We start from the raw sequence: 16,499 nt of genomic DNA on the forward strand, positions 1-16,499 counted from the left end.
GGGGGTGACCGCAACCGTCACCCTCGCCGCCATCGCCGGGGCCCATGGCATTACCGGCGAAGTGCGGCTGAAACTGTTCGGCCAGGGGCTGGACAGCCTGGAAGCGCACAAGGTGTTCAGCGCCGGCGGTCGCACGCTGACGCTGAAATCCTTGCGTCCCGACAAGATCGGCGCCGTGGCGCGCTTTGCCGAGATTTCCGACCGGACGGCGGCGGAGGGCCTGCGCGGCACGCTGCTGGCAGTGCCGCGCGCCAGCCTGCCGCCGCTGGCGGAGGGCGAATATTATCACGCCGATATCATCGGCTTGGCCGTTGTCGATACCGATGGCGTGGCGGTGGGCACGGTGACGGCAATCGAGAATTACAACGCCGGGGATATCCTGGAGATCACGCTGCCGGACGGCAAGACGGCGATGGTGCCGTTCCGGCCGCCGGGTGTGCCCGATGTGGGCGATGTGGTGGTGGTTGATCGGGACTGGCTGGTCTAGTATATACGAGGCGTGTATACGGGAGACGGCAATGGCGCGGACCAGGATCTTCAAATCGGGCAATGCCAATGCCGTGCGCTTCCCCGCCAGTTTCGCGGTGGAACCGGGCATGACGGTTGAAGTCCGCGAGGAACCGGGGCGCTGGATCGTGGAAGCGGTGGCGGATAGACCCAGAAAGATCGATCTGACCGGGATCTGGGGCAGCATCCCCGGAATTAAGCCGATTGCCAGCGAAGATCGTGGCTTCGATGAACGCCCGTCCGAAGTCGCGGCCCGCCAGCGCAATGGCGGTTGAGCCCCGGTATCTACTCGATACGAACATCTGCATCTTCATCCTCGATGCAACGCATCCACGGTTGCGCGAGCGTCTCGAGCAGGTTGAAGAAGGGGCGCTCGCGACCTCGACCATCGTGCTTGCCGAATTGCTGCGCGGCACGGGCCTGGGTCGTGAGCGCGAGATGAGACGCCTGCAATCGCTATTGGCTGTCGTACCTGCGCTGCCGTTCGATGAGGTCGCCGCAAAGGCTTATGCACGCCTGCCATTCCGACGGGGCCGCTTCGACCGGCTTATTGCAGCGCATGCCCTGTCCCGTGGGTTGACCGTGGTCACAGCAAACGTCCGGGATTTTTCCGATGTACGCGGATTGCAGGTCGAAGACTGGACGACACCATGAGTGATGTCGCTTGGCGTTCGCTGCGCTGTTCCTGTCAGAATCATTGTCTGCGGCAGGCTCCCTGCCGCCTTGGCCGGACAGCTACCTGAATGAATTGGTCCGCGACCATCCTCACCCTTTACCCGGAAATGTTTCCGGGCTCGTTGGGCCACAGCCTCGCCGGGCGGGCGCTGGCAGATGGTCTGTGGTCGCTCGATGCGCGCAACATCCGGGATTTCACGACCGATCGCCACCGCACCGTCGATGACACGCCCGCGGGGGGCGGCCCCGGGATGGTGCTGCGCGCCGATATCATCGCGGCGGCGGTGGATGGGGTGGCGAATGGCACGCCGGTCATTGCGCTCACTCCGCGCGGCGCGCCGCTGACCCAGGCAAAGGTCCGCGAACTGGCGGCGGGTCCGGGCGTGACCCTTCTGTGCGGGCGGTTCGAAGGCTTCGACGAGCGCATCTTCGACGCACGCGCCATCGAACAGGTCAGCATCGGCGACTATATATTGTCGGGCGGCGAGGTTGCCGCCACGGTGCTGCTCGATGCTTGCGTCCGGCTGTTGCCCGGTGTAATGGGCGCGGCCTTGAGCGGTGTGGACGAAAGCTTCGAAACGGGGCTACTCGAACATCCGCACTATACGCGGCCTCCCGAATGGGAAGGTCATCTGATCCCCGAAGTGTTGCGATCGGGGGATCACGCGAAAATCGCCGCCTGGCGATTGGCGCGGTCCGAAGCGGACACACGGTCACGGCGGCCCGACCTTTGGCAGCGTCATTCCGACGCCGCGGGTCAACCGCCCTCTGGCGCGCGACAAAAGAAGAAGGAGGAATGAGATGAATCTCATCCAGCAGATCGAAGCCGAAAATATTGCCAAGGCGGTGGCCGTTCGTGCCATCCCGCAGTTCCGCGCCGGCGACACGCTGCGCGTCGGGGTGAAGGTCGTCGAAGGCGAGCGCACCCGAGTCCAGAATTACGAAGGCGTCTGTATCGCCCGCAGCAATTGCGGCATGGGGTCGTCGTTCACCGTTCGCAAGATCAGCTTCGGCGAAGGTGTGGAGCGCGTCTTCCCGCTTTATTCGCCGAGCATCGAGACGATCGACGTCGTTCGCCGCGGTGTCGTGCGGCGCGCCAAGCTCTATTATCTGCGCGGCCGTTCGGGCAAGTCGGCCCGTATTGTCGAAAAGCGCGATGCGCGCCCGGAAAAGACTGCCTGAGCCGGTCCGGCGCGGACGTCTCGATCGGACGCAAGCCACCCCGTCAGGGGTGGCTTTTGCGCATCTGGGCGCCGCCGTTGATGGCGACCAGCCGCAGCGCGCGGCGGACGGTGAAACCGAGCGCCGTGTAGAGCGCCAGCGCCGCTGCATTGCCGGGATAGGCGTGGAGAAACGGCACGATCCTCTGCGCCTGCAACCGCGCCGCGACGGCGCGGCTGAGCCGGGCCGCATGGCCGTGGCCGCGGGCATCCGGATGGGTGCAAACGCCGCTGACCTCGACATGGCCCGGCAGGCGCATGCGGGTGCCCGCCATGGCCACCAGCCGGCCGGCGTCGTGGATGCCGAGAAAATCGCCGAACAAATGGGTCCTGGCGCGGAAAGGGCCGGGCGCGGTCAGTTCGGCAAGCGCGCGCATTTCGGCGGCATCGGCTTCGCCCAGCGGACGGATGCCGGCATCACCCGGCGGCGTCACGGCAGCGCCGGCGACCAGCTGGAGCACTGGCGTCTCGGTGATGTCGAGGCCGCTGGGCAGCGGTGGCAGCAGCGCCTCCACCAGCCAGAGTTCCGTGCCGTCGGCGGCCAAGCCGCGCAGCGCCTCGGCGCCGGCCGGCGTCCCGTCGGTCGCTGCGAACGGGCCGTAGTCGGGATCGAGGCGGCGCGCCGGACCGGGGCCGCGGGCGAGATGGGCCCAGCCGGTGGCAAGCGCGCTCCAGACCGGGCGATCGAGGGCGTCGCCGTCTCCCTGCCCCCCACCGGCGCCGCGGCGGTGCGTCACTTGGGCAGCGTCACCGCCGGCGCGGCGGCGAAGGGCTTGATGCCGAAATTGGGGTAGATTTCGGCAGGGTAGTAGAAAGTGCCGTCCTTCACCACCATGGCGATCGACTTGATCGCCTTGATGTCCCGGACCGGGTCACCGGGGATGAGGAAGAAATCGGCCAGCTTGCCCTTTTCGATGCTGCCCAGCCGCTGGTCCGCGCCCATGTATTTCGCCATGTCGAAGGTGGCGCGTTTCAGCACTTCGGCGTTGGTGAAGCCGACCTGGGTGAGAAGCTCCAGTTCGCGATGATAGGTCAGCGCGCCGCCGGTGTCGGTGCCCGGCACGATGAAGACGCCGCGGTCGTGGAGCATCCGCACCGTCTTCAATATCTGGTCATAGGCGCCGCGATAGGCGGCATCGTCGCCCGCTGCCGATGTGTCGATCCACGCCTTCTTGAGGCTGCGCTGCTCGCCGACCGGCATGTGGTCGAAATAGTCGACGGCACCGGGGGCGACCTTGCCGTCACGGTTGAGCAGGAGGTTTTCGTGGATGCCCACGGTCGGGTCGATCGCCTTCTTGCCATCGACCATCAACTGGATGGTGCGCTGCACCGGCGCCGATTGCAGGTCGAGTGCCGGCAGGCGCTTGAGCGCGGTCAGGCGGAACAGCGTCCGCGTGTCCTCGCTCGGCTTGATGACCCAACCGAGCATGAACTGGTTGATATGGGTCATTTCGTCATAGCCGGCGGCGATCATCTGGTCGGCAGTGGCGAAGGCCGGGACATGGCCGGCGACCCGCAGGCCGAGGCGGTGCGCTTCCTTCACCACTGCCGGCACCCAGGCCGGGTTCATGCTGTTGTAGACCTTGATCATCCAGTAACCGCGCGCCGCATACCAGCGCACCGCATCGACCGCCGCGGCCTCGCTGTCGACGACGATGCCGTTGTTGGCGCTGAACGGTGACTTGCCTTCCAGAAAGCCGCCGCGCACCACCCGCGGCCCGCCGATGATGCCGGCGTCCATGCGGTCGATCAGCGTGTCGAGGACGGCATTGTCATTGCCCATGTCGCGCACCGTGGTGATGCCGGCGGCAAGGTTGAGCAGGGCGCTGTCCTGGCCGAGATGGCCGTGCATCTCGTTGAGGCCGGCGACGAGGGTGCCGCCGGCGCCATCGATGGCGACTTCACCGGGGGTCGCCGGGCTGTCGTCGGGTTCGACCGCGGCAATGGTACGGCCATTGACCAGCACCGCCATCGGGGCGGTCAGCGTGCCGGTGGCGGGGTCGAAGATGCGGACGTTGCGGATGCGGACCGGGGCGCCGTAATTGTGCGCGACCTGTTTCTGAATGGCGACATAGCGATCGGTCGACCATTTTTCGGCCAGCCCGCGCAGCCGGACCTCCTCGCCTTCATAGCCCTTGCGAACGATAATCGAATCGGGGGTGATATAGGCGAACAGCGCATTGCCGGCGTCGAGCAATATGGTTTCGGGCTGGGTTTCGATGCCGCCGACCGTATAGGCCGTGACGGGGACCGCGCCGCCGGCGCCGGTGACAGTGAGCGCTTCGCCCCTGGTCAGTTTCAGCGTGCCGCCGGGCAGCGCCGGCAGCGTGCCGCCGGCCTTCAGCAAGGCGCGGGCATAGAGGCCGAGCGACCATGGGCTGCCGCTTTGCGCGACATAGACGCTGGGGCGCGTGACCCGGGCTTCGCCGGGGCCGGTCGAATCGACCCAGCGAGCGCTGCCGCCGGCCAGTGCAAAATTCTCGCTGACCTTGCTGCCGAAGGTCGTGGCGCCGCTGATCGTCCATTTCACCGGCAGGCCGCCGTCATCGAGGTCGAGTTCCTCCGTCATTGTCGGGCCACGGCCGTTGTTCTTGTAGTCGAAATCGATGCGGCTGTGGCGGCCGCTGGTATCGACGTCGAGATGGCCGACATTGCGGCCGCCCATGATGACGCTGAACGTCTCGGTCGCGGCGGATGCGGCCGAAACGGCAAGGCCGGAGACAGTGGCCCAAAGGGCAAGGCGGAACATCGTTGCGGGCATGGTCTTCATGGCCGCCATACATCACAGCCGCCAGCCGGAGGGAAGGGCCACCGGGCAGACGGTGCGCAAATGCGGTGGACTGCGCTTCCCTGCCCTCGCCGCCTCCTCTAAGACGGCGACGTGCACCCGGAAACCGCCAATGACCAGCCGACCGACGGCCGCATTGCGGCAGGCCGCCACCGCCTGCCGATCCGCGTCTATTTCGAAGATACCGACCTGACCGGGATCGTCTATCACGCCAATTACCTGCGCTACATGGAGCGCGCCCGCACCGAAATGCTGCGCCACGCCGGCGTCGACCATAATGTCGCGATGGCGGCGGGCGACGGTTACTGGGCGGTCCATGCCATGACCATCACCTGGCACCGGCCGGCGCGGCTGGATGACTGCCTGACCGTCGTCACCTTCGTCACCCGCGTCCGCGCCGCTGCCACCGAATTGTCGCACCAGGTCATGCGCGGTGACGAATTGCTGTGCAGCGCCACGGTGACGGCTGCGTTCCTGTCGATGGACGGTCGGCCACAGCGGCTTTCGCGGCAGTGGCACGACCGCTTTTCCCTTTTGATGCAAGAGGCTATGCCTGCCTGATGGACCCCGTTGCCAAAGCTGCCGCCGACCTGTCGCCCTTCGCATTGTTCATGGAAGCCGATATTGTCGTCAAACTCGTCATGTTCGGGCTGTTCGCGGCCAGCATCTGGTCCTGGGCGATCATCATCGAACGCGCCCGCAAGCTGAAGGCGATCAACGCCCAGGCCAAGGCGTTCGAGGACTGGTTCTGGAAGGCCGACAGCCTGGACGCGCTGTACGAACCCGCCGCGCGCGCCAACCACCCGTCGGCGCGGCTGTTCATCGCCGGCATGAACGAATGGCGGCAGAGCCTGGCGACCGGCCGTTTCGACCGTGACGGGCTGCGCACCCGGCTGGCGTCGGCCATGCAGGTCAGCATCGCGCGCGATATCGATACCGCCGGCGACCGGCTCAACATCCTCGCCACCATCGGCGCCGTGGCGCCGTTCGTCGGGCTGTTCGGCACCGTCTGGGGCATCATGCGCAGCTTCACCGCCATCGCTGCGTCACAAAACACGACGTTGGCCGTGGTGGCACCCGGCATCGCCGAGGCGCTGTTCGCCACCGCCATCGGGCTGTTCGCCGCCATTCCCGCCGTGATCGGCTATAACCGGTTGCTCCACAATGTCGGACGACTGGAAGCGCGGCTGATGGCCTTTGCCGAGGAATATCAGGGGCTGTTGTCGCGGATGCTCGACAATATGGAGTCGAAATAGGATGGCGATGGGCCCTGCCCCGCGCCGCGGTGGCCGGCGTGCGCCGATGGCGGAGATCAACGTCACGCCGCTGGTCGATGTCATGCTGGTGCTGCTCATCATCTTCATGGTGACGGCGCCGCTGCTCGTCACCGGCGTGCCGATCGACCTGCCCGACAGCAAGGCGACGGCGCTGAAATCCGACGACAAGCCGATCCAGATCAGTGTTGATGCCACCGGCCAGGTGTTCATCGACCAGCAGGCGGTCGGCGCCGACGCGCTGCCGACGCGGCTGGCGGCGCTGCGCGAGGCGCGGCAGGACGAGGCGCGGGTCTATGTCCGCGGGGACCGGGCGCTCGATTACGGCCGGGTGATGGAAGTCGTCGGCGAGGTGTCGGCCGCGGGGTTCAAGAAGGTGGCGCTGGTCAGCGACAGCAAGCCGGCGCGCAAGGCGAAGCCGGCGACATGACCGAGCGGCAGGCGCTGCTGGGTGCCGGTGTCGCCCATCTGGCGCTGTTTGCAGCGCTGAGCATCGGCTGGCAGATGCAGCGCGAACCGCTGGCGCCGGCCGAGGAAATGATCCCCGTCGAATTCGTCGAGATCGCCGACGCACCGCGGGTGACGGAAGCGCCGGCGCCATCGATCAAGGCGGCGCCGCAGGAAACCGTCGCCCCGACCCCGCCCGAACCGACCCCGGAGCCGCCCAAGCCGGTGGAAAAGGTCGACGCCGTGCCGCCGCCGGAGGCCAAGCCCGAGCCCAAGCCGGTGCCCGAAAAGCCGGCGCCGGCCAAGGCGAAGCCCGAGACGAAAAAGCTCGACACCAGCACCCTGTCGAACCTGATCGACAAGGCGCTGCCCAAGGCGAAGACCCGCCCGCTCGACACGTCGGACCTGGCCAGCAAGATCGCCGCTGCAGCGCCCAAGACCGCACGGATCGACCCGCGTGCCGCCGCCACGCTGGCGCAGGCGATCCAGTCGCAGGTGGCGCCGTGCTGGAACCCGCCGATCGGGGGTGCCGATGTCCGCAAGATGACGGTGGTGATCCGCGCCGATTATGGCCGCGACGGCCGCGTCATCGGCACGCCGACGGTTGCCAGCCAGACCGGGCGCACCGCCGCCAACGACGATTACGCCCGCGCCTTTGCCGAAACGGCGCGACGCGCGGTGCTGCGCTGTTCGCCCTTGACCTTGCCCGCCAATCTCTATGACCTGTGGAAATCGGTTGAGATCAATTTCGACCCGGAAAGCATGACCTGAGCAACAGGCATTTGGGGGGCACATGATCGACGAACTGCTGGCGCGTGACGGGCTGGGCCAGGCCGAGGCGATCGCGAGGGGTGACACGACGCCGGCGGAATTGCTCGAGGCGGCGATCGCCCGCGCCGAGGCAACCAATCCGCGGCTCAACTTCATCGCGCAGCCGATGTTCGCGCGGGCGCGGGCGGCGGCGGCCGGGGCGTTCAGCGGGCCGTTCGCGGGCGTGCCCTTCCTCGTCAAGGACCTGCACATGGCGATCCCGGGGGAGCGCATGGGCGAAGGCAGCAAGCTGTGGGACGGGGCGCGCGCCGATTACACGTCGACGCTCTATCATCGCTATGTCGCGGCGGGGCTCAACACCTTCGCCAAGACGACGACGCCGGAATTCGGGCTGACGGTGACGACCGAGAGTGCTGCGACGGGGCTGACGCGCAACCCGTGGAACCTGGCCCATAGCGCTGGCGGCTCTTCGGGCGGCGCGGCGTGCGCGGTGGCGGCCGGCGTGGTGGCGCTGGCGCATGCGTCGGACGGCGGCGGCTCGATCCGTTGCCCCGCGTCGGCGTGCGGGGTGTTCGGGCTGAAGCCGTCGCGCGGCCGTGTGCCGATGGGGCCGCAGGGGACCGAGGGCTGGCTGGGGCTGGGCGTCGTCCACGCCGTCAGCCGCAGCGTCCGCGACAGCGCCGCCCTGCTCGATGCGTCGCACGGGGCCGAGAACGGCAGCCGCTATACGGCGCCGGCGCCCGAGCACAGTTTCCTGTCCGAAGTGACGCGCGCGCCGGGCGCCTTGCGCGTCGCGGTGATGCGGACGCCGATCACCGGGGTGCCGGTGCACGCCGACGTGCTGGCGGCACTCGACGATACGGCGAAGCTGCTCGAAAGCCTCGGCCACCATGTCGAGGTCGCGCAGCCGGCGCTCGATGGCGCGGCGCTGGGGTCGGCGATGGTCGCGGTGCTGGGGTCGGCGACGGCGTTTGAGGTCGGCGAGCGGCTGGCGGCGCTGGGCCGCGACGACGCCGGCAGCGACCTGGAGACCGTGACGCAAATGTTCGTCCATATCGGGCGCAGCACCGGCGGCGTGCAGATCATGGCGGCCAATGCGCTGTTCCAGCAGGCCGCGATCACCGTCGCCGATTTCATGGACCGGTATGACATCATCCTGTCGCCGGTGTTCGCCCAGCCGCCGATCGACCTCGGCAAGATCGACCTGTCGCCGACCGACATGGAGGCGTGGACGGCCAATATCCTCGGCTACAGCCCGTTCACGGCGCTGGCGAACTGGACCGGGCAGCCGGCGATGTCGCTGCCGCTGGGGATGAGCAGCACCGGACTGCCGATCGGGGTGATGGCGATGGGGCGCTATGGCGCAGAAGGGTTGCTGTACCGGCTGGCCGGGCAGGTCGAGGCGGCGGCACCATGGGCGGGGCGGCGGCCGGCGGTGTGAGGCCGCGAGCGCCGCTTGCGGGAGAGGCGAGACGCGCGCCAGCGCGCCGGGTGAGGGTGTGCTGGGGCTTGGGAGGGAAGGCACCCTCACCCGGGCCGGCTTCGCCGTCTCTCGACCTCTCCCGCAAGCGGGAGAGGTGAACTCTTAGTCCACGTCCTCGACTTCGACCGCGTCACCGGTGACGCGCTGGCTCAGTGCCGCTGCCATGAACGGGTCGAGATCGCCGTCGAGCACGTCCGCCGGCGCGGTCGAGGTCTTGCCGGTGCGCAGGTCCTTGACCAGCTGATAGGGCTGGAGAACGTAGGAGCGGATCTGGTGGCCCCAGCCGATGTCGCTCTTGCCGGCTTCGACGTCCGCCGCGGCCGCTTCGCGGATGGCAAGTTCGCGCTCGTACAGCCGCGCCTTCAGCATCTTCATCGCCGTGGCGCGGTTCTTGTGCTGCGAGCGCTCGTTCTGGCAGGCCACGATGACGCCCGTCGGCACATGGGTGATGCGGACGGCGGAATCGGTGGTGTTGACGTGCTGGCCACCGGCGCCCGAGGCGCGATAGGTGTCGATCTTGAGGTCGGATTCCTTGATGTCGATCTCGATATCGTCGTCGATCTGCGGATAGACCCAGACGCTGGCAAAGCTGGTGTGGCGCCGCGCGGCGCTGTCATAGGGGCTGATGCGGACGAGGCGGTGGACGCCGCTTTCGGTCTTGGCCCAGCCATAGGCCTGGGCGCCCTTGATCAGCATCGTCGCGTTCTTGATGCCCGCCTGTTCGCCGGCGTTGAAGTCGATCAGCTCGACCTTGTAGCCGTGCTTTTCGGCCCAGCGCTGGTACATGCGCTGCAACATCGACGCCCAGTCCTGGCTCTCCGTGCCGCCGGCGCCGGAGTTGATTTCGACATAGGTGTCGTTGTTGTCGGCTTCCCCGCTCAAAAGCGCCGCGACCTTGTCGCGCTCCGCCTTGTCGGCAAGCGCCTTCAGCGCGGCGACACCTTCGCTCGCCATCTCCTCATCACCTTCGGCCTCGGCCATCTCGATGAGTTCGGAGGTTTCGGCGAGATCGGTTTCGATGCTGCGCGTCGCCGCGATCGCCTCATCGAGGCGGCGGCGCTCGGTCATCACCGCCTGGGCGGCTTTCGGATTATCCCAGAGCTTGGGGTCCTCGACGCGATTGTTCAGTTCGTCGAGACGGCGAAGGGCACGATCCCAGTCAAAGAAACCTCCTCAGCAGGTCGAGCGCCTGCTTGATGGAATCGGCATAGGCTTGGGCTTCGGCCCGCATGGTCAATGTCCCTGAAACAAGAGCGCGGGATGTAGAAGCTGCGCCACAGCGTTGCAAGCCTCAGTAGATCCCGCCCGAATTGCGCATGAAATCGGCATCGCTGCGCACCCGGCCGCCGCGTGCATCATCGCGCGCCGCGCTGCCACCGGTGCGGCGCGGTTCGCTGTCGGGCTTGAAGGCCTCCCAGATCACCGCCGGCTTGTTCTCCGTGCCCGGCCAGACGCCATAGACGCGCTTGCCGGATCGCCGGTCGACACGGACCATGCGGACGCCGGCGGGGATGTTGAACGGCAGTTTGGGCGCGTCCTTCAGCGCCAGTTCGCCGAATTGCCGCCAGATCGGCGCCGCCACGGTGCCGCCCTGGACATAGCCGCCCATGTTGCGGGGATTGTCATAGCCGAGATACAGCCCGGCGACGATCTGCTGGGTGCCGCCGACGAACCAGACATCGCGCGGGCCGTTGGTGGTGCCGGTCTTGCCGGCGAACGGCCGGTCGAGCTTGAGCAGTTCGGTGCCGGTGCCGCGGCTGACGACGCCTTCCATCAGATGCACGGCCTGGAAGGCGGTGCGCGCGTCGATCACCTGTTTGGGCGTGCCGCCGGGGCGCGGCATCGGCTCGCCATTCCAGTCGGCGGCGGCGCAGCCCGGGCAGGAGCGGTTGTCGCGGCGGAAGATGACCTTGCCATCGCGGTCCTGGACCATGTCGATCAGCGAGGGTTCGAGCGCGCGGCCGGCGTTGAACAGCTGGGCATAGGCGTTGGTCAGCTTGAGCACGGTGGTCTCCCCCGCCCCCAGCGCGATCGACAGCACCGGCTGGTAATCGCCGATGCCGAGCGCCTTGGCCTGCGCCACCACCTTGTCCATGCCGGTGTTGTAGGCGACGCGCACCGTCATCAGGTTGCGCGACTGTTCCAGCCCCCAGCGCAGCGTCTGGGCGCCGGCGCCGCGCATGTTGCCGAAGTTGCGGAAGCATTTCTGCCCCAGCGAGCGGCTCTGATAGACGCAATAGGGCGCATCGACGACAATCGACGACGGCGTGAAGCCATTGTCCATCGCGGTTGCATAGACGATCGGCTTGAAGGTCGATCCGGGCTGGCGCTTGGCCTGGGTGGCGCGGTTGAAACTTTGCGCGCGGGCGTCGAACCCGCCGACCAGCGCGAGGACGCGGCCGGTCATCGGGTCTTCCACCACCATGCCGCCCGAAATTTCCGGCGGCTGGCGCAGCGCAAAGCCGGAGCCGCTTTTGACGACGGGAACGACGTCGCCGACCTTGAGGACGCTCGCTGCCGACTGGTTGGTGCCGCGCAGCGGCGACGATGCCGCCGATGCCGGCATGGTGCCGGTGCTGCCGTCGGTGAAGCCCAGCCGCGACGCGCCGCCATCCTTGGCGAGCACGACGGCCTTCTTCCAGTCCGGAAAGCCCAGCGGCACAGCGGTCGCCTGCAGGCGCGACTGCCAGCCTTCGCCGGCATCGATGCTGGCGATCGGCCCGCGCCACGACCGGCCGCGTTCGAAGCGCATGAAGCCGTCACGCATGGCGATTTCGGCCGCTTCCTGATATTTCGGATTGACCGAGGTGCGGATCCACAGGCCGCCGCCATAAACACTGTTGCGGCCATCCGCCGGAGTCTCGCCGAAGCGCGCGATCAGCGACCGGCGCACATCCTCGATGAAGTAATCGGACGATCGCGCCGTCGCGATGCTGTGGGTGGGCACCGCCACCAGCGGCTGGGCGGCAGCGGCATCGCGTTCGGCGGCGGTGATGAAGCCGTTGGCCTGCATCTGGCGCAGCACATAGTCGCGCCGCGCCACGGCGCGCGCGTTCTGGCGGACCGGGCTGTAGGTGCTCGGCGCCTTGGGCAGGATCGCCAGATAGGCCATTTGCGCCAGGTCGAGATCGGCCGCCGACTTGTCGAAATAGGCCTGCGACGCCGCCTCCACGCCATAGGCGTTGCGGCCCAGGAAGATCTGGTTGAGGTAGAGTTCGAGGATCTGCTGCTTGGTGAAGGATGCTTCGATGCGGCGGGCGAGCAGCGCCTCGCGCAGCTTGCGGCTGTAGGTCACTTCGTTGCCGATCAGCGACTTGGCGACCTGCTGGGTGATGGTGGAGGCGCCCACCGGGCGCCGGCCGGTGAACCAGGATTCGATATTGGTGAAGACCGCCGCGGCAATGCCCTGATAATCGAGCCCGCCATGTTCGAAGAAGGTCTTGTCCTCCGCCGAGATATAGGCCTGCACCAGCCGCTTGGGGATTTCGTCATAGGGCAGGTAGACGCGCTGCTCGCGGGTGAAGGTGGTCACCACATTGCCGTCGATATCGCGCACCGTCGATGGCAGCGCGGCGGCGAAATTGCTCAGCGCCGCCTCGTCGGGCAGGTCCTTCTGTGCCGACCAGAACAACCAGCCGACCGCTGCCGCGGCCAGCGCCACCAGCAAAAGCACCCAAATCCACCAACGCCGCATCGATGCTCCGACCCAATCTCAGGCTGCGATAGCGGCTGGCAGCGCGGGAGGGAAGCGCCGCGTCACCGGTCGCCGACCAGATGCCGCTCGATCGCCCGCGCGGTGCCCTCGGCGATCCGGCGCCGGCCGCTGGCGGAAAACAGGAACGTGCTGTCGTCGGCGTTGCTCAGATAACCGGTTTCGAGCAGCACCGACGGCACATCGGGCGCCTTCAACACATAAAAGCCGGCGAAATGGTGGAACTCGCCGCGAAAGGTGATGCCTTCCTGCAATTCGTCCTGGAGGATTTCGGCAAAGGCCACCGAGACATTGCCGGTGGCGCGCCGCGACAGGTCGATCATGATATCGCCGACATCGGGCGCCTCCACCCCCAGATTGACCCCGCCGATGATGTCCGCCTTGTTCTCGCGCGCCGCCAGCCGCGCCGACACGGCATCGGACGCGACCGCCGACAGGGTATAGACGCTGGCACCGCGGGCAGCGACATTGGGCGCCGAATCGGCGTGGATCGAAACGAACAGGTCGGCGCGCGCGGCGCGGGCAATGGCAACGCGGCCGCCGAGCGGGATGAAGCGATCGTCGGCACGGGTCAGCTTGACCCGCACCTTGCCCGATTTTTCGAGCAGCCGCGCCGTGGCAGTGGCGATGGCGAGGGTGACGGCCTTTTCATAGCCGCCGTTGACGCTGATGGTGCCGACATCCTTGCCGCCATGACCGGCATCGATGACCACCAGCGGCTTGCCGCCCGACCGGGCGCGGACCCCGGGCGCGCGGGTCTTGGGGGTGAGCGGCGGCAGAGGTTCGGCAGCCGGCGCGCCGGGCTGGACGGCAGGCGGGTTGGTGGCGGGGGGGGTGGCGACGGCGGGATTCATGTCGGGCACCGGCGCCTCGCGCGCCGATGGTGGCGATGCCGGCGCAGCGTCCGACGGCGGTGACGCTGCGGGCGGGGACGGGGTCGGTGCGGGGCGCGGCCGCGGCGCCCCGAACATCGTCGTCGGCAGGTCGAAGCTGTCGCTGGGCCGGGTCGGCGGCGGCGCCGCGGCCTCGCTGGTCAGCACCGGCAGCGGCCGGCGGCCGCGCGCCACCCGGCCGGCAAAGGCCGCGCCCGGCACGCGGCGCAGCGTGATGACCAGCGCATCGCCGCTGGCACGCGCCGTGACGATCTCCAGCGGCGCCGCCAGGTCGATGACCAGCCGCGCGATGCCCGGCGCGAACATCGCCGCGCGCAGGCGCGTGACGCTGCCGGCGCCATCCGCCGTCAACTGGCCCGCCACCACCGCGGGCAGGTCGATGACGATCCGGTCCGGGTCCGACAAGGCCAGGCTGTGCGCCACCGCCACCGGCCCATCGGTCGCGATGGTGACAATTCCGGGGACGATGGTGACACCGGTAATGCGCGCCGCGAGCAGCGGGGCCGGCAAGAGCAACAGCAACAGGGCAAGCCAGGAACGCACCCGAAAGGGATAGGGGGATGAGGAGTGTCCCGCAACCCGTTGCGGACAAAGGGGTGATGCCTGGCGTCGGGGGGGGCCGCGGCAAAGCCGCGGCTGGCGTCAGACGGGTTCAGGCCGCAAAGCGCCCTGCCCCGCTGGCCGGTCTTGCGCCTGTCGGCGCGTTTGGCTCCGCCATACGCGCGCGCGGCGCTGCGACTAGCCGGCGCGCTCCATCATCATTGTCTTGATCTCGCCGATCGCCTTGGCAGGGTTGAGCCCCTTCGGGCAGACGTTCGAGCAGTTCATGATGGTGTGGCAGCGGTAGAGGCGGAACGGGTCCTCCAGCGCGTCGAGGCGTTCGCCGGTCATCTCGTCACGGCTGTCGGCGAGCCAGCGATAGGCCTGGAGCAGGATCGCGGGGCCGAGGAACTTGTCGCTGTTCCACCAATAGCTCGGGCAGGCCGTCGAGCAGCAGGCGCACAGGATGCATTCGTACAGCCCGTCGAGCTTGGCGCGCTCCTCGACCGTCTGGATCCGCTCCTTGCCCGACGGCGTCGGCGTGACGGTCTGCAACCACGGCTTGATCGATGCGTATTGCGCATAGAAATGCTTGAAATCCGGCACCAGGTCCTTGACGACTTCCATGTGCGGCAGCGGCGTGATCCGCACCTCGCCCTTGATGTCGGCGATCGCCATGGTGCAGGCCAGCGTGTTGGTGCCATCGATGTTCATCGAGCACGACCCGCAGATGCCCTCCCGGCAGGAGCGGCGGAAGGTCAGCGTCGAATCGACCTGCGACTTGATCTTGATGAGCGCGTCGAGAACCATCGGGCCGGTTTCATCGAGGTCGAGTTCATAGGTGTCGTAGCGCGGATTGGCACCGTCGTCGGGGTTCCAGCGATAGATCTTGAAGGCGCGGACATTCTTCGCCCCCGCCGGCGCCGGGAAGCGCTTGCCGGCAGTGGAGATCTTGCTGTTTGCGGGAAGCGAGAATTCGGCCATGGAAAGGCTCCTTTGATGGCGGTCATAGCCAATCCATCCGGCAACCGGAAGCCCTGCGGCGTTGCAGCAGACTCGCCGCGCGTCCGCGGGGGGAAATGGCGTTTCGTACCGTAAGGCGGGTCGTCTTGCCGGGTTTTAGGAGGTGTGCGGCGTGTTCGAAACCGGTCGGCGCTATGCGTTTCATGCCCATCGCTACGGCCAGGACGTCGCCAGCAACCGGTTGCGGATGTTCGCGCCGCTGGCGGCGTTGCGGCGGCGCGGGCTGGATGTCGAGCTGTTCGACCCGGCCCGCGGCGCACGCGGCTATGACGCCATCGTGTTCTCGCGCGGCTTTTCACCGGCGGCGGTGCACATCGCCCGCGCCGCCCGCGCCGACAACCGGCGCATCATCGTCGATGTTTGCGACAACATGTTCGCACTGGCGGGGCGTGCCGGCTTTCGCGGCTGCTGCAACCGCCTGCGCGAGATGATGGCGCTCGCCGATGTCGTCACCGCCCCGACGGCGATGATGGCGGCGCAGCTGGAGGCGCATGGTCCGGGTGCCGCCTTCCGCGTCATCCCCGATGCGCTGGAAACGATCGACCCCTGCCCGGTGACCACCCGCGCCCATGGCGCCGTCGCCGGGCTGGAGCAGTTTCTCGGCCGCCATTCGGGCGCGCTGCACTGCGTCTGGTATGGCAGCAGCGTGCCGGGCATGTCGGGCTTTGCCCATCTCGATGGTGCGGTGCGCGAGCTGGAAAGCTTCGGCCGCCGCCATCCGGTCACGCTGACGGTGATCAGCGACACGCGCCTGCGCTATTGGCTGGCACGGCGCCACTGGCGCATCCCGAGCGTTTACCTGCCCTTCGGCAACGACAGTTTCGGCCCGGCGCTCGCCCGCCACCATGTCGCGGTGATCCCCGTCGGGCGCAACGGCTATACCAGCGGCAAGTCGATCAACCGCGCCGCCACGGCGGTGATGGCCGGACTGGGCGTCGTCGCCGACCCCTTGCCGAGCTATGAGGAACTGCGCCCCTGGATCGTGCTCGGCGACTGGCAGGCGGGGCTGGCGCATTATGCCGACTGCCTGCCCGCCACCGACCCGGCGCTGCCACAGGCGCGGCGGCATCTCGAGGCGCGCTATGGCGCCGATGCCGTGGCGGGGCAGTGGGAGGCTGTGCTGGATGTCCGATTGCAGTAGGATATCCTACGGACTCACTTGCGTC

17 protein-coding genes are annotated in these 16,499 nt (G+C 67.8%); 11 read left to right on the forward strand and 6 right to left on the reverse strand.

Annotated features, from left to right (window positions below; genetic code table 11):
- Positions 1–4: 4 nt before the first annotated feature.
- The 5 genes from rimM to rplS all read left to right on the forward strand — a co-directional run bounded on the left by rimM (position 5) and on the right by rplS (position 2,364).
- Positions 5–487, forward strand: a complete 483-nt coding sequence (rimM, locus tag GGQ62_RS03680) for a ribosome maturation factor RimM (RefSeq protein ID WP_152576446.1) — start codon at positions 5–7, stop codon at positions 485–487.
- A gap of 31 nt (positions 488–518) precedes the next feature.
- A complete protein-coding gene (locus GGQ62_RS03685; protein WP_152576445.1) occupies positions 519–782 on the forward strand; it encodes an AbrB/MazE/SpoVT family DNA-binding domain-containing protein in 264 nt (87 codons plus the stop codon).
- Positions 772–1,161, forward strand: a complete 390-nt coding sequence (locus GGQ62_RS03690) for a type II toxin-antitoxin system VapC family toxin (protein WP_152576444.1) — start codon at positions 772–774, stop codon at positions 1,159–1,161. Before GGQ62_RS03685 ends, GGQ62_RS03690 begins: the two co-directional genes overlap by 11 nt.
- An 89-nt stretch (positions 1,162–1,250) precedes the next feature.
- A complete protein-coding gene (gene trmD, locus GGQ62_RS03695; protein ID WP_152576443.1) occupies positions 1,251–1,982 on the forward strand; it encodes a tRNA (guanosine(37)-N1)-methyltransferase TrmD in 732 nt (243 codons plus the stop codon).
- Between the two features lies 1 nt (position 1,983).
- Positions 1,984–2,364, forward strand: coding sequence for a 50S ribosomal protein L19 (rplS, locus tag GGQ62_RS03700; RefSeq protein ID WP_152576442.1), 381 nt, complete (start codon positions 1,984–1,986; stop codon positions 2,362–2,364).
- Positions 2,365–2,407: 43 nt separating this feature from the next.
- On the opposite strand, the gene GGQ62_RS03705 is transcribed toward rplS, so the two are convergent.
- Both GGQ62_RS03705 and GGQ62_RS03710 read right to left on the reverse strand, forming a co-directional pair.
- Positions 2,408–3,139, reverse strand: a complete 732-nt coding sequence (locus GGQ62_RS03705) for a GNAT family N-acetyltransferase (protein WP_152576441.1) — start codon at positions 3,137–3,139, stop codon at positions 2,408–2,410.
- The gene (locus GGQ62_RS03710; RefSeq protein ID WP_243445961.1) at positions 3,136–5,172 is read right to left on the reverse strand and encodes an amidohydrolase family protein; all 2,037 of its coding nucleotides are present in this window, start codon (positions 5,170–5,172) and stop codon (positions 3,136–3,138) included. The genes GGQ62_RS03705 and GGQ62_RS03710 overlap by 4 nt, the downstream gene beginning before the upstream one ends.
- A gap of 111 nt (positions 5,173–5,283) precedes the next feature.
- Here GGQ62_RS03710 and ybgC point away from each other — a divergent pair, with 111 nt between their 5' ends.
- Genes ybgC through GGQ62_RS03735 form a run of 5 tightly spaced genes read left to right on the forward strand, consistent with a single transcriptional unit; the run spans position 5,284 to position 9,123 of the window.
- A complete protein-coding gene (gene ybgC / locus GGQ62_RS03715) occupies positions 5,284–5,751 on the forward strand; it encodes a tol-pal system-associated acyl-CoA thioesterase (RefSeq protein WP_243446594.1) in 468 nt (155 codons plus the stop codon).
- Positions 5,751–6,446, forward strand: a complete 696-nt coding sequence (gene tolQ / locus GGQ62_RS03720) for a protein TolQ (protein WP_152576440.1) — start codon at positions 5,751–5,753, stop codon at positions 6,444–6,446. Before ybgC ends, tolQ begins: the two co-directional genes overlap by 1 nt.
- Before the next feature lies 1 nt (position 6,447).
- Positions 6,448–6,894, forward strand: a complete 447-nt coding sequence (tolR, locus tag GGQ62_RS03725; RefSeq protein WP_152576439.1) for a protein TolR — start codon at positions 6,448–6,450, stop codon at positions 6,892–6,894.
- Positions 6,891–7,682, forward strand: coding sequence for a hypothetical protein (locus tag GGQ62_RS16545; RefSeq protein WP_152576438.1), 792 nt, complete (start codon positions 6,891–6,893; stop codon positions 7,680–7,682). The genes tolR and GGQ62_RS16545 overlap by 4 nt, the downstream gene beginning before the upstream one ends.
- A 22-nt stretch (positions 7,683–7,704) precedes the next feature.
- Entirely contained in the window at positions 7,705–9,123 is a 1,419-nt protein-coding gene (locus GGQ62_RS03735; protein WP_152576437.1) for an amidase, read from the forward strand.
- Between the two features lie 144 nt (positions 9,124–9,267).
- Here the strand turns inward: GGQ62_RS03735 and prfB are convergent.
- The 4 genes from prfB to GGQ62_RS03755 all read right to left on the reverse strand — a co-directional run bounded on the left by prfB (position 9,268) and on the right by GGQ62_RS03755 (position 15,294).
- Positions 9,268–10,396, reverse strand: a protein-coding gene (prfB, locus tag GGQ62_RS03740) for a peptide chain release factor 2 (RefSeq protein ID WP_152576436.1) whose coding sequence is annotated in 2 segments (ribosomal slippage) — positions 9,268–10,326 and positions 10,328–10,396 — 1,128 coding nt in all. Because the reading frame shifts where the segments join, the coding sequence is not laid out codon by codon here.
- Between the two features lie 60 nt (positions 10,397–10,456).
- Positions 10,457–12,859, reverse strand: a complete 2,403-nt coding sequence (locus GGQ62_RS03745) for a penicillin-binding protein 1A (protein ID WP_152576435.1) — start codon at positions 12,857–12,859, stop codon at positions 10,457–10,459.
- 62 nt (positions 12,860–12,921) lie between these two features.
- Complete coding sequence (locus GGQ62_RS03750) at positions 12,922–14,313, reverse strand: N-acetylmuramoyl-L-alanine amidase (protein ID WP_152576434.1); 1,392 nt, start codon at positions 14,311–14,313, stop codon at positions 12,922–12,924.
- 195 nt (positions 14,314–14,508) lie between these two features.
- Complete coding sequence (locus GGQ62_RS03755) at positions 14,509–15,294, reverse strand: succinate dehydrogenase iron-sulfur subunit (RefSeq protein ID WP_152576433.1); 786 nt, start codon at positions 15,292–15,294, stop codon at positions 14,509–14,511.
- A gap of 151 nt (positions 15,295–15,445) precedes the next feature.
- Here GGQ62_RS03755 and GGQ62_RS03760 point away from each other — a divergent pair, with 151 nt between their 5' ends.
- Complete coding sequence (locus GGQ62_RS03760; protein ID WP_152576432.1) at positions 15,446–16,474, forward strand: hypothetical protein; 1,029 nt, start codon at positions 15,446–15,448, stop codon at positions 16,472–16,474.
- The last annotated feature ends 25 nt before the right edge of the window (positions 16,475–16,499 follow it).

This window comes from Polymorphobacter fuscus (genome assembly GCF_011927825.1).
In the GTDB taxonomy this organism is placed as follows: Bacteria; Pseudomonadota; Alphaproteobacteria; order Sphingomonadales; family Sphingomonadaceae; genus Sandarakinorhabdus; species Sandarakinorhabdus fusca.